At 41.5% G+C, this 13,239-nt stretch carries 11 protein-coding genes and 10 tRNA genes; 20 read left to right on the top strand and 1 reads right to left on the bottom strand.

All coding sequences use genetic code 11. The features are described 5' to 3' along the window. Positions 1-24: 24 nt before the first annotated feature. The 18 genes from HT729_RS06840 (at position 25) to pcp (ending at position 9,121) form a co-directional block, all read left to right on the top strand. Positions 25-95, top strand: a tRNA-Gly gene (locus tag HT729_RS06840). 33 nt (positions 96-128) lie between these two features. Next, positions 129-202, top strand: a tRNA-Ile gene (locus HT729_RS06835). Positions 203-284: 82 nt separating this feature from the next. Then, positions 285-374 (top strand) — tRNA-Ser (locus HT729_RS06830). 10 nt (positions 375-384) lie between these two features. Further along, positions 385-458, top strand: a tRNA-Met gene (locus HT729_RS06825). A gap of 3 nt (positions 459-461) precedes the next feature. After that, positions 462-534 (top strand) — tRNA-Phe (locus HT729_RS06820). A gap of 12 nt (positions 535-546) precedes the next feature. Beyond that, positions 547-627, top strand: a tRNA-Tyr gene (locus tag HT729_RS06815). A 4-nt stretch (positions 628-631) separates the two neighbouring features. Next, a tRNA-Trp gene (locus tag HT729_RS06810) sits at positions 632-702 on the top strand. A 14-nt stretch (positions 703-716) separates the two neighbouring features. Then, positions 717-789 (top strand) — tRNA-His (locus HT729_RS06805). A 13-nt stretch (positions 790-802) separates the two neighbouring features. Then, positions 803-874: transfer RNA gene (locus HT729_RS06800), tRNA-Gln, on the top strand. A 9-nt stretch (positions 875-883) separates the two neighbouring features. Continuing rightward, positions 884-967 (top strand) — tRNA-Leu (locus tag HT729_RS06795). 106 nt (positions 968-1,073) lie between these two features. Next, positions 1,074-2,351 (top strand): gamma-glutamylcysteine synthetase, encoded by a 1,278-nt coding sequence (locus HT729_RS06790; protein WP_172926263.1) that lies wholly within the window; start codon positions 1,074-1,076, stop codon positions 2,349-2,351. A 76-nt stretch (positions 2,352-2,427) separates the two neighbouring features. Further along, the gene (gene thrC, locus HT729_RS06785; protein WP_050261063.1) at positions 2,428-3,912 is read left to right on the top strand and encodes a threonine synthase; all 1,485 of its coding nucleotides are present in this window, start codon (positions 2,428-2,430) and stop codon (positions 3,910-3,912) included. A 60-nt stretch (positions 3,913-3,972) separates the two neighbouring features. Continuing rightward, entirely contained in the window at positions 3,973-5,253 is a 1,281-nt protein-coding gene (locus tag HT729_RS06780; protein ID WP_172931833.1) for an MATE family efflux transporter, read from the top strand. A 3-nt stretch (positions 5,254-5,256) separates the two neighbouring features. Next, positions 5,257-5,883 carry an HAD family hydrolase gene (locus HT729_RS06775; RefSeq protein ID WP_138706286.1) on the top strand — a complete coding sequence of 209 codons (627 nt, stop codon included), beginning with the start codon at positions 5,257-5,259 and terminating at the stop codon, positions 5,881-5,883. 159 nt (positions 5,884-6,042) lie between these two features. Continuing rightward, entirely contained in the window at positions 6,043-7,245 is a 1,203-nt protein-coding gene (locus HT729_RS06770; RefSeq protein WP_172925755.1) for a LysM domain-containing protein, read from the top strand. A gap of 321 nt (positions 7,246-7,566) precedes the next feature. Beyond that, positions 7,567-7,992: a MarR family winged helix-turn-helix transcriptional regulator gene (locus HT729_RS06760; protein WP_172925754.1), complete on the top strand. Its 426-nt coding sequence runs from the start codon at positions 7,567-7,569 to the stop codon at positions 7,990-7,992. A 10-nt stretch (positions 7,993-8,002) separates the two neighbouring features. Continuing rightward, positions 8,003-8,365: a DUF1304 domain-containing protein gene (locus HT729_RS06755; RefSeq protein WP_000022854.1), complete on the top strand. Its 363-nt coding sequence runs from the start codon at positions 8,003-8,005 to the stop codon at positions 8,363-8,365. 111 nt (positions 8,366-8,476) lie between these two features. Then, complete coding sequence (gene pcp / locus HT729_RS06750; RefSeq protein WP_119919572.1) at positions 8,477-9,121, top strand: pyroglutamyl-peptidase I; 645 nt, start codon at positions 8,477-8,479, stop codon at positions 9,119-9,121. A 25-nt stretch (positions 9,122-9,146) separates the two neighbouring features. Here pcp and HT729_RS06745 read toward each other — a convergent pair whose 3' ends face one another. Beyond that, positions 9,147-10,004: a DUF975 family protein gene (locus HT729_RS06745; RefSeq protein ID WP_172925893.1), complete on the bottom strand. Its 858-nt coding sequence runs from the start codon at positions 10,002-10,004 to the stop codon at positions 9,147-9,149. Positions 10,005-10,120: 116 nt separating this feature from the next. Here HT729_RS06745 and tgt point away from each other — a divergent pair, with 116 nt between their 5' ends. Together tgt and HT729_RS06735 are read left to right on the top strand one after the other, a co-directional pair. Then, positions 10,121-11,263 (top strand): tRNA guanosine(34) transglycosylase Tgt, encoded by a 1,143-nt coding sequence (gene tgt / locus HT729_RS06740; RefSeq protein ID WP_050142158.1) that lies wholly within the window; start codon positions 10,121-10,123, stop codon positions 11,261-11,263. Positions 11,264-11,363: 100 nt separating this feature from the next. Then, a complete protein-coding gene (locus HT729_RS06735; RefSeq protein ID WP_172925894.1) occupies positions 11,364-13,181 on the top strand; it encodes an acyltransferase family protein in 1,818 nt (605 codons plus the stop codon). Positions 13,182-13,239 lie beyond the last annotated feature (58 nt).

Raw genomic sequence — 13,239 nt, 5'->3', positions numbered from 1 at the left:
TCGATCCCGTTAACTCCCATTTTAGCGGGTGTAGTTTAGTGGTAAAACTACAGCCTTCCAAGCTGTTGTCGCGAGTTCGATTCTCGTCACCCGCTTTGAACTTTGTTCTTTGTACCAAGTTTTAACTTGGGCGCGTAGCTCAGGTGGTTAGAGCGCACGCCTGATAAGCGTGAGGTCGGTGGTTCGAATCCACTCGTGCCCATAGTGTTTAGTCCATTACTAGAGAATTGAAACATTATCTTTTCACTAAGAGGACACGGGTTTGTTCCCGTATAAACTATTTTGGAGGATTACCCAAGTCCGGCTGAAGGGAACGGTCTTGAAAACCGTCAGGCGTGTAAAAGCGTGCGTGGGTTCGAATCCCACATCCTCCTTTTATATTAACGCGGGATGGAGCAGCTCGGTAGCTCGTCGGGCTCATAACCCGAAGGTCGTAGGTTCAAATCCTGCTCCCGCAATAAGGCTCGGTAGCTCAGTTGGTAGAGCAATGGATTGAAGCTCCATGTGTCGGCGGTTCGATTCCGTCTCGCGCCATTTATATATTTTGGAAGGGTAGCGAAGAGGCTAAACGCGGCGGACTGTAAATCCGCTCCTTCGGGTTCGGGGGTTCGAATCCCTCCCCTTCCATTTTACGGGCATAGTTTAAAGGTAGAACTAAGGTCTCCAAAACCTTCAGTGTGGGTTCAATTCCTACTGCCCGTGTTAATAGAATTATGGCGGGTGTGGTGAAGTGGTTAACACACCAGATTGTGGCTCTGGCATGCGTGGGTTCGATCCCCATCACTCGCCTATTTTATATTATTGGGGTATAGCCAAGCGGTAAGGCAAGGGACTTTGACTCCCTCATGCGTTGGTTCGAATCCAGCTACCCCAGTTACTATTTGCCGGCGTGGCGGAATTGGCAGACGCGCTGGACTCAAAATCCAGTGTCCGCAAGGACGTGCCGGTTCGACCCCGGCCGCCGGTATAGTATAGCGTTAGGAACGTAGTTAATCTTCGTTCCTTTTTTGTATTATTTTTGGTATAATAGTAGTTATTCAAATTTTATTTAGATTAAGAAAGTGTAGGGGAGTATGTCTTGTTCTATCGATTTATTAAAACATCGGTATTTGAAAAATATTAAAGAAAATCCTGAATTGTTTGTCGGAATTGAGTTGGAGTATCCTGTTGCAAGTTTAGAAGGGGATGCTACAGATGTTGAAGTTATAAAGGATCTATTTCATTATTTAGTTTCTACTTTGGATCTCACCGTAGCAAAGGTAGATGATTTTGGCAATCTGATCCAGTTAGTAGATCCGATAAGTCAGGATGCTATTTTGTTTGAAGTTTCCTATACTACGATTGAATTTGCGTTTGGTAAGGTTAAAGAGATTCAAGAGGTAGAGAATCGTTTTAATAATTATATGAATGTAATTCAGAGAAAATTAAGTGAATCAAATCATGCTATCGTTGGCTGTGGAATTCATCCTAACTGGGATAAAAATGAGAATTATCCAGTGGCTTATCCACGCTATCAAATGTTGATGGATTATTTGAATTTGAGTAGAAATATTACTAAATCAGATTTACATTATTTCCCTGAATATGGTGCTTTTATCTGTGGGAGTCAGGTTCAGCTGGATATTTCAAAATCCAACTACTTACGGGTGATTAATGCTTTTACCCAAATTGAAACAGTTAAGGCTTATTTATTTGCCAATTCTGAGTTTACAGGTGCGGATTGGGATACAAAAATTTCAAGGGACATCTTCTGGGAAGAATCGATGCATGGCATCTATCCAGAGAATGTTGGGGTTAATACTAGACTTTTTGATGATGAAGATGATTTTTTTGACTATCTCGATCATTCTGCGATTTTTACTGCGGAACGTGATGGACAAACCTATTATTTTTATCCCATTCAGGCTAGGGACTATTTGGCTACATCTGAAATCCAAGCATATGCTCTTAATGGGGATGAGATTCTTATTTACCCTCAAGAGAAGGATTTTGAAACTCATCGTAGTTACCAGTACCAAGACTTAACGACTCGAGGAACAGTTGAGTTTCGTAGTGTGTGTACTCAGCCTCTAGATAAAACCTTCGCTTCTGCTGCCTTTCACTTGGGATTATTAGTTAATTTAGATAAGTTAGAAGCTTACTTAGAAACAGCACCTTTCTTTAAAGAATTTGGGCGAAATTATAAATTTTTAAGACGACAATTTTCTAAGAAAAAGCTTACAGATCAGGAAGAAACTGCGATTATTGGATTTTCCAAAGACTTACTCCTGCTAGCCGAGGAAGGACTGAAGATGAGAAATAAGAAAGAAATGACCTACCTACAGCCTTTGAAAGAAGAATTGAGCCTATAATTTCTCTTACTAAAGGGAGAATTTTCTGAAAAATCATGATATAATGGAAGAGACTATAGATAAAGGATAGAGAGTAATGACATTAGTTTATCAATCAACGCGTGATGCCAACAATACAGTAACTGCTAGCCAAGCTATTTTGCAAGGTTTGGCGACGGACGGCGGTTTGTTTACACCGGTTACTTATCCAAAGGTAGATTTGGACTTTGACAAATTGAAAGCTGCTTCTTATCAGGAAGTTGCTAAGATTGTTTTGTCAGCATTTTTAGATGACTTTACAGCTGAAGAGTTGGACTACTGTATCAACAATGCCTACGATAGTAAATTTGATACTCCAGCTATAGCGCCTTTGGTGAAATTAGACGGTCAATACAATTTGGAACTGTTCCATGGATCAACGATTGCCTTTAAGGATATGGCCTTGTCTATTTTGCCATACTTTATGACAACAGCTGCTAAGAAGCATGGTTTGGTGAACAAGATTGTCATCTTAACAGCGACATCTGGTGACACGGGGAAAGCTGCTATGGCGGGGTTTGCGGATGTGCCTGGTACTGAAATTATCGTCTTTTATCCAAAGGATGGTGTCAGCAAGGTTCAAGAGTTGCAAATGACCACTCAGACTGGTGACAATACTCATGTTATCGCTATTGATGGTAACTTTGACGATGCTCAAACAAATGTGAAGCATATGTTCAATGATGTGGCTCTTCGTGAAAAATTAGCGGCCAACAAGTTGCAATTTTCATCTGCTAACTCTATGAACATTGGTCGTCTGGTACCACAGATTGTTTATTATGTTTATGCCTATGCTCAGTTGGTCAAGACTGGTGAGATTGAGGCTGGTGATAAGGTCAACTTCACGGTACCAACAGGAAACTTTGGAAATATCTTGGCTGCCTTTTATGCCAAACAAATCGGCCTCCCAGTTGGCAAACTAATCTGTGCTTCAAATGACAACAATGTTTTGACAGACTTTTTCAAGACACGTGTTTACGATAAGAAACGTGAGTTTAAGGTAACAACTAGTCCATCTATGGATATTTTGGTGTCTTCAAACTTGGAGCGCTTGATTTTCCATCTTTTGGGAAATGATGCGGTTAAGACAGCTGAACTCATGAATGCTTTGAATAGCCAAGGTCAATATGAGTTGACTAATTTTGATGCAGAGATTTTGGACCTCTTTGCAGCTGAATATGCGACTGAGGAAGAAACGGCAGCAGAAATCAAGCGTGTTTATGAGTCAGATTCTTATATCGAGGATCCACATACAGCGGTTGCCTCAGCAGTTTATAAGAAATACCAAGCTGCTACTGGCGATGCGACTAAGACAGTGATTGCATCAACAGCTAGTCCCTACAAGTTCCCAGTGGTTGCAGTAGAAGCTGTAACTGGGAAAGTTGGCTTGACTGACTTTGAAGCCTTGGCTCAATTACATGAAATCTCAGGCGTTGCAGTGCCACCAGCAGTTGATGGCCTTGAAACAGCTCCTGTTCGTCACAAGACAACAGTGGCAGCTACTGATATGCAAGCAGCGGTTGAGGCTTATCTAGGACTTTAAGACAGAGGGAGTAAACTCGGTTGGGAAACCAACTGAGTTTCTTTTCATCAGGAGGAAGGATTGTTTAAGAAAAATAAAGACATTCTTAATATTGCCTTGCCAGCTATGGGCGAAAACTTTTTGCAGATGCTCATGGGGATGGTGGACAGTTATCTGGTAGCCCACTTGGGCTTGATAGCTATTTCGGGTGTATCAGTAGCTGGTAATATTATTACGATTTATCAGGCGATTTTCATCGCTCTGGGAGCTGCTATTTCCAGTGTTATTTCAAAAAGTTTGGGGCAGAAGGATCAGTCTAAGCTAGCCTATCATATGACTGAGGCCTTGAAGATTACCTTACTATTAAGTTTCCTTTTAGGAGCTTTGTCCATCTTCGCTGGGAAAGAGATGATAGGACTTTTGGGGACGGAGAGAGATGTAGCTGAGAGTGGTGGACTCTACCTATCTTTGGTAGGAGGGTCGATTGTGCTCTTGGGGTTGATGACTAGTCTGGGAGCCTTGATTCGTGCAACGCATAATCCACGTCTGCCCCTCTATGTTAGTTTTTTATCCAATGCCTTGAATATTCTCTTTTCCAGTCTAGCTATTTTTGTTCTAGATATGGGAATAGCTGGTGTTGCTTGGGGGACTATTCTGTCTCGTTTGGTCGGTCTTGTGATTTTGTGGTTACAATTAAAACTTCCTTATGCGAGGCCAACTTTTGGACTGGATAAAGACTTACTGACTTTGGCAATACCAGCAGCTGGAGAGCGACTTATGATGCGGGCTGGAGATGTAGTAATCATTGCCTTGGTTGTGTCTTTCGGGACAGAGGCAGTGGCTGGAAATGCAGTCGGGGAAGTTTTGACCCAGTTTAACTATATGCCTGCCTTTGGTGTGGCTACAGCAACAGTCATGCAAGTGGCTCGAGCGGTTGGAGAAGATGATTGGAAAAGAGTCGCTAGTTTGAGCAAGCAAACCTTTTGGCTCTCTCTGGTCCTCATGTTGCCCTTGACCTTCAGTATCTATGCTTTGGGTATACCACTAACTCATCTCTATACAACTAATTCTCTAGCGGTGGAGGCTAGTGTTCTAGTGACACTTTTTTCACTACTTGGAATCCCTATGACGATAGGAACAGTCATCTATACAGCAGTCTGGCAGGGTTTGGGCAATGCTCGGCTTCCCTTCTATGCGACAAGTATAGGAATGTGGTGTATCCGCATTGGAACAGGGTATCTGATGGGGATTGTTTTTGGTTGGGGCTTGTCTGGTATTTGGGCAGGAACTCTCTTGGATAATGGTTTTCGCTGGTTATTTCTACGCTATCGTTACCAGCGCTATATGAGCTTGAAAGGATAGGAAATGCAAAAAACAGCTTTTATTTGGGATTTAGACGGGACTTTATTGGACTCTTACGAAGCGATTTTGTCAGGAATTGAGGAAACTTTTGCTCAGTTTGCTATTCCTTATGATAAGGAGCAGGTGAGAGAGTTTATCCTCAAGTATTCGGTGCAAGATTTGCTTGTGCGGGTGGCAGAAGATAGAAATCTGGATGTGGAAGTGCTAAATCAGGTGCGTGCCCAGAGTTTGGCTGAGAAGAATACTCAAGTAGTTTTGATGCCAGGTGCGCGTGATGTGCTAGCTTGGGCAGACGAATCAGGAATTCAGCAGTTTGTTTACACTCATAAGGGGGACAATGCTTTTACCATTCTCAGAGACTTGGGTTTGGAATCTTATTTTACAGAGATTTTAACCAGTCAGAATGGCTTTGCGCGTAAACCTAGTCCAGAAGCGGCTAACTATCTGATAGACAAGTATCAGTTGAATCATGATACTACTTATTATATAGGGGATCGGACTCTGGATGTGGAATTTGCCCAGAATAGTGGGATTCAAAGTATCAACTTTTTAGAGTCGACTTATGAAGGAAATCACAGGATTCAAGGGTTAGCAGATATTCCTTACATTTTTGGGGATTGGGAACGATAAGATTGTGTCAGTTTTGTGACAGAGACCTAACAAACTGTTTCAAGTAACCGAGTTTGTTACAAGGAACAGACAGTTCTGTTAAATAGGCCCGAGAGGGCTTTTTTTCTGCTCTTTTTGTGTTATGATAGACAGGTATTCATTTGAAAGGAATTTGAAAGAATGAAGAAAAGAATATTATTAGCCTCAACGGTAGCCTTGGCATTTGCCCCAGTATTGGCAACCCAAGCAGAAGAAGTTCTTTGGACTGCACGTAGTGTTGAGCAAATCCAAAACGATTTGACTAAAACGGACAACAAAACAAGTTATACCGTTCAGTATGGTGATACCTTGAGCACTATTGCAGAAGCCTTGGGTGTAGATGTCACAGTTCTTGCGAATTTGAATAAAATCACTAATATGGACCTGATTTTCCCAGAAACTGTTTTGACAACGACTGTCAATGAAGCAGAAGAAGTAACGGAAGTTGAAATCCAAACTCCTCAAGTAGATTCTAGTGAAGAAGTGACAACTGCGACAGCAGATTTGACAACCAATCAAGTGACCGTTGATGATCAAACTGTTCAGGTTGCAGATCTTTCTCAACCAATTGCAGAAGCTCCAAAAGCAGTAGAAACTACAAGTACAAAAGAAGTAGCAACAAGTTCAGAAGTTACAGAGACAGTGACTGCTTCGGAAGAAGCGACACCATCTACAGGAACTTCTGTCCCAGAGGAGCAAACAGCCGAAACAAGTAGTGCAGTTGCAGAAGCAGCTCCTCAGGAAATGACTCCAGTTGAGAAAGAGGAAACACAAGCCAGCCCTCAAGCTGCTTCAACAGTGGCACCAACTACAACTCCAGTAGAAGAAAAAGCAACCGAAACAACTGCAATAAGTTCAGAAGAAGCAAGAGAAGCCTCATCAAATGAATCTACAACAGCAGTTTCTACTTATCAACCAGGAGAGAAGAAAACAGTTTCAACAACTTACGCGGCTCCAGCTGCGCCCGATTATGCTGGACTGGCAGTAGCGAAATCTGAAAATGCAGGCCTTCAACCACAAACAGCTGCCTTTAAAGAAGAAATTGCCAACTTGTTTGGTATTACATCCTTTAGTGGTTACCGTCCAGGAGACAGTGGAGATCACGGAAAAGGTTTGGCTATCGACTTTATGGTACCAGAAGGATCAGAACTAGGGGATAAGATTGCGGAATACGCTATTCAAAATATGGCCAGCCGAGGAATTAGTTACATCATCTGGAAACAACGTTTCTATGCTCCATTCGATAGCAAATATGGGCCAGCTAATACTTGGAACCCAATGCCAGACCGTGGTAGCGTGACAGAAAATCACTATGACCACGTTCACGTTTCAATGAACGGATAAACCAGACTTGGTAATATCATTTTGACGAATGAGATCTAGCTTTCATGATAGGAAGTAAGTCTCGTTCGTTTTTTTCTTTGTCATACTCTTCGAAAAATAAATGCAAACCACGTCAGTTTTATCTGCAACCTCAAAGCTGTGCTGTGAGCAACCTACGGATAGCTTCCTAGTTAGCTCTTTTATTTTCATTGAGTATCAATTTGAATGGAAAATGGAAAGTTAGCATCTAGTAATGACTCAAGCAACATTCTTGTAATCTATTTTACTTTATATTATACCTGATTAGTCAACTATTGATAGATTAATTTAAAGGAGAAAGAAATGCTAGAGATTCAAGATTTACTGTATCAACTCCGCTTGTCTGAGCAAGCGAGTACGCAATTGTTTGAAAAAAGGCTTGGGATTAGTTTGACACGGTATCAGATTTTATTATTTTTGTTGAAGCATTCCCCTTGTAATCAAATAGCGGTTCAGGAGAGTTTGAAGATTGATCAGGCTGCTTTGACACGGCATTTTAAGATTTTAGAAAAGGAAGGTTTGGTGGAGCGTCATCGTAATCCTGAAAATCAGCGAGAAGTCTTGGTAGAGGCTACGAAGTATGCCAAGGAGCAGTTAGTGATGAATCCACCTCTGCAGCATATCAAGGTTAAGAAAGAGATGGAAAGTATCTTAACAGAGTCTGAGAGAACAGAATTCAGCCGTTTATTAAACAAATTGGTTTTGAGCATTGAAAATATAGAAATTTAAGGAGAAATAGATGTCAATTATTACAATTATTTTAGCAACAATCGTTGCTTTGGAGCATTTTTACATTTTTTATTTGGAAAGTATTGCAACGCAATCAGAAGCGACTAGTCGTGTCTTTAACATGGACAGGGAAGAACTAGCTCGTCCGTCGGTAAGTTCACTGTTTAAAAATCAAGGGATTTATAATGCTCTGCTAGGAGTCTTTCTCCTGTATGGGATTTATTTCTCACAGAATTTAGAAATTGTGACTATTTTTGTTTTATTTGTGATTGGTGCTGCGGCTTATGGCTCTCTCACAGCAGATAAGAAAATTATTTTGAAGCAAGGTGAGCCAGCTATTTTAGCCTTGATTAGTATTTTTCTCTTTAAATAAGTTCAAAGGTCAATCTTAGTCTCGCTAGTCCTTTTCACTCCGGAATAAGGGAAATATGTTATACTTGTTTTTAAGAAAAAGTCTCATTGAATTTGTTTTGAGGAGTTAGAAATGAAAGTATTAGTGACAGGTTTTGAGCCCTTTGGAGGGGAAAAGGTTAATCCAGCTTTGGAGGCCATTAAAGGTTTACCAGCTGAAATCCATGGTGCTGAGGTCCGTTGGTTAGAAGTGCCAACAGTCTTTCACAAATCGGCTCAAGTATTGGAAGAAGAGATGAACCGCTATCAACCTGACTTTGTCTTTTGTATTGGCCAAGCAGGTGGAAGATCTAGCTTGACGCCTGAACGAGTGGCTATAAATCAAGACGATGCACGCATTCCTGATAATGATGGTAATCAACCGATTGACCTTTCCATTCGCCAAGACGGTGCTTCAGCCTACTTTAGTAGTTTACCGATTAAAGCGATTGTTCAAGCTATAAAAAAAGAGGGGTTGCCGGCCTCTGTTTCCAATACGGCAGGGACTTTTGTCTGCAACCATTTGATGTATCAGGCCCTCTATTTGGTAGAAAAGAAATTTCCACATGTTAAGGCAGGTTTTATGCATATTCCTTATATGATGGAACAGGTGGTGAATCGACCTACAACTCCAGCTATGAGTTTAGTGGATATTAGGCGAGGGATAGAAGCGGCAATCGGCGCCATTATAGAACATGGAGATCAGGATCTCAAGTTGGTAGGCGGAGAAACTCATTGATAGAAAAAAGCTTGAGGGAAAACCTTCAAGCTTTTGGACGTTTTCGAGCCAATACTGCTCGGTAGAAAATTATTTTATTGATTTGAATGTAGGGTAGGAGTGTGAAACTAGCAATCCCAAAGGTAATCCAATTGAGGAAGTACCAAGGAAGAAGCTGTAAATCTAGGACAAAGTGCTGGAACTTGTAGCCCTTCATAAAGGAACGGCTAGTTTTTAGGATTCGTCTTGGTGAGGCCTGTCCTAGGTCTAGACTATAACAGAGAAGAAATTCCACCTGTGAATAGGCATAATACTGTGGAATATAGAGGATATTTCCTACAATGATCAAGATGAGACTTGCAAGAAAGTAGAGTCCAAAGACCATGAGGAAACGCTCGGTTTCAACTGATGAGAGATCTAGATTTGGAAACTCAGGATGTAGGGTGACGAATTTTTTGGCTAAAAAGCTACTATAAAAGAGGAAGTAAATCCCAAGTAAATTAGGGATACTCCATAAAAAGAGATAGAAACGTTTGAGAAGTAGGGTCAAAAAGGTTTGAGAAAAGCGCTCCTCATCAAAGAGAGCTAGGCTGTTTTTTACAGATGGCTCCGTTTTAGAATCTTTCATGAGTGTCAGTGTTGCATAGACGGAACTGGTCAAAAGAATAGTCCCGATAAAGGAGACTAATAGTGGAAAAAGGTAGGCTTGGAATATATGACCAAACACGCTTAAAAAGGGTTGTTCTAAAACACTCTCGTTGATGCGCTCTAAGGGATTAAGAAAGCCAGACAATATGACCAGCATGCTAGGTAAGAGATAGACGAGAAAGAGGCGGGGATTTTCAGCCTGAAATTGTCTGGCTTGCAGACGAATGGTTTTTAAATCAATTTTTGGGTATTTCATTCTCTCATTATACCATAGTTCGTGACAGTTCCAGCTTTTTTTGATAGAATCATACAGTATGCCCTTGGGCACAAAGTATGAACTGGGACTGTCTTTCCCAGCTTCGGAGGTAAAAAATGTCAGATTCATCAATCAAATACCGTTTGATTAAGAAAGAAAAACATACGGGAGCTCGTCTGGGAGAAATCATCACTCCCCACGGCACCTTCCCGACGCCTATGTTTATGCCAGTTGGGACACAAGCCACTGTCAAAACTCAGTCGCCTGAGGAATTGAAGGAGATGGGTTCAGGAATTATCCTGTCAAACACCTACCATCTCTGGCTTCGTCCTGGAGATGAACTCATCGCACGCGCTGGTGGTCTCCACAAGTTCATGAATTGGGACCAGCCTATTTTGACAGATAGTGGTGGTTTTCAGGTTTATTCCTTAGCAGATAGCCGTAATATCACAGAAGAAGGAGTAACCTTTAAAAACCATCTCAATGGTTCTAAGATGTTCCTATCCCCAGAAAAAGCCATCTCTATTCAGAATAATCTGGGTTCAGACATCATGATGTCCTTTGATGAATGTCCTCAGTTTTATCAACCTTATGACTACGTTAAGAAATCGATCGAGCGTACCAGCCGTTGGGCTGAGCGTGGTTTGAAGGCTCACCGTCGTCCGCATGACCAAGGGTTATTTGGGATTGTGCAGGGGGCAGGATTTGAAGACCTGCGTCGCCAATCGGCTCATGACCTTGTCAGCATGGACTTCCCAGGTTACTCTATTGGTGGTTTGGCAGTGGGAGAAACCCACGAAGAGATGAATGCTGTCTTGGACTTCACAACCCAACTGCTACCTGAAAACAAACCTCGCTATTTGATGGGTGTGGGAGCGCCAGATAGCTTGATTGATGGGGTGATTCGTGGGGTGGATATGTTTGACTGTGTCTTGCCGACTCGAATCGCTCGTAATGGGACTTGTATGACCAGCCAAGGTCGTTTGGTTGTCAAAAATGCCCAGTTTGCTGAGGACTTTACGCCACTGGATCCTGAATGTGATTGTTACACATGTAAGAACTATACACGCGCCTATCTTCGTCACCTGCTCAAGGCTGATGAAACCTTCGGTATCCGCTTGACTAGCTACCACAATCTTTACTTCTTGCTTAACTTGATGAAGCAAGTGCGCCAAGCCATTATGGATGACAATCTCTTGGAATTTCGTGAGTATTTTGTGGAAAAATATGGCTATAATAAGTCAGGGCGTAATTTCTAAAATGGAATTGATATAAGCTAAAAATCCTAAGTTTTCTCTTAGGATTTTTCTTCTTTTTTTGATAGAATAAAGTGTACAATGAAAGGAAGAATAAACTCGTATGCGCATTAAATGGTTTTCCTTGATTAGGATTACAGGTTTACTATTGGTACTCTTGTATCATTTCTTTCAGACCATCTTTCCTGGAGGATTTTTCGGGGTAGATGTCTTTTTCACATTTTCAGGTTTCCTGATTACAGCTCTACTCGTCGAAGAATTTTCTAAGAATCACGAGATTGACTTGATTGGATTTTTTAGGAGACGCTTTTATCGGATTGTGCCACCTGTGGTTTTGATGGTCTTGGTGACCATGCCCTTTACCTTTCTAGTTCGCCAAGATTATGTGGCTGGAATTGGGGGTCAGATTGCTGGTGTCTTAGGTTTTATGACCAACTTCTATGAACTCCTAACAGGTGGGAGTTATGAATCTCAGTTCATTCCTCATTTGTTTGTTCATAATTGGAGCTTGGCTGTTGAGGTACACTACTATATTCTTTGGGGATTGGCAGTTTGGTTCTTATCCAAACAGGCTAAATCAAATGGTCAGTTGAGAGGAATGGTCTTTCTCTTATCTGCTGCTGCCTTCTTAATTAGTTTCTTCTCCATGTTTATTGGTAGTTTTCTAGTAACCTCTTATTCCTCTGTTTACTTCTCCAGTTTAACCCATGTCTATCCATTCTTTTTGGGAAGTATCCTAGCAACGATTGTAGGCGTTCGTCAGACAACTTCTTTAGTTAAGCAGTTGGATAAAATTTGGGATTTACGCAAGACCCTTTTAGTTTTTGGAGGAGGTTTTGGTTTCTTACTCATTTTGACCTTCTTTGTCAAATTTACCTATCTCTTTGCCTATCTTATTGGCTTCTTGCTTGCCAGCCTTGCAGCCCTTGCTATGATTATGGCGGCGCGTGTCTTACATGAAAAGACTCCTAACGTGCAGGAGCCAAAGATTATCAGCTTTTTAGCGGATACTAGCTATGCGGTTTATCTTTTCCATTGGCCTTTCTATATCATTTTTTCACAGTTGACATCAAATCTTCTTGCTGTATTACTGACTTTGATTTTTTCTTATGGCTTTGCTAGCCTATCATTCTATGTATTGGAACCTTGGATTGCAGGAAAGAACACACCTGTTTTACAAACTCTTCGTCCCCTGCCTTATATTCACGCAATTCTTGCAACAAGTACAGGAATCTTGGCCTTCATTGTCTTCTTAGTAACTCTGTTGGCACCACAAGTGGGAGCGTTTGAGACAGACTTAACTGTCAATGGCTTGAAGCAAGCTGCAACAAATATTAACCAGACCAAGGTAATGACAGAACGAGCAGAAGCTGATAGTTTAGGAATTGCTGATGGCACTATGTTAATTGGTGACTCGGTGGCCTTAAGGGCAAATACAGCCCTACAGACAGCCCTTCCTGGAGCACAGATTAACGCACAAGTCAGCAGAACAACCAAGACTGCCAATGAAATCATGCTAAACAATAGCCAGAATAAATTTTTACCTAAGATGGTGGTCATTGCGACTGGGGTAAATAATCCTGAAAATTACAAGGAAGACTGGGACAGTGTCGTGAAAAATCTTCCTAAGGGCCACCATATGGTTTTGGTGACTCCTTATGAGGGAGATAAGACAAAAGAGACCTATGCCATCGTTGAGAAGGCTGCTGCCTATATGAGAGAATTGGCAGAGAAGACACCTTACATCACGATAGCAGATTGGAATCAAGTTGCGAAAGAGCATCCAGAAATTTGGGCAGGAACAGACCAAGTCCATTTCGGAAGTGACACTAGCACTATTGAAGCAGGAGCAAAATTGTATGCAGATACGATTGCCACAGCCTTGAAGACAGCTCAAGACAAGCCAGTCAAATCAAAATAACGTGTATTAAAAAGAGAAGAGTTGGAGAAATCCAACTCTTTTAAAATATCGCATCTCT

Source organism: Streptococcus sp. 79, from assembly GCF_013277425.1.
Lineage (GTDB): Bacteria > Bacillota > Bacilli > Lactobacillales > Streptococcaceae > Streptococcus > Streptococcus pseudopneumoniae.
This window is presented reverse-complemented; position numbering and strand designations above follow the sequence as displayed.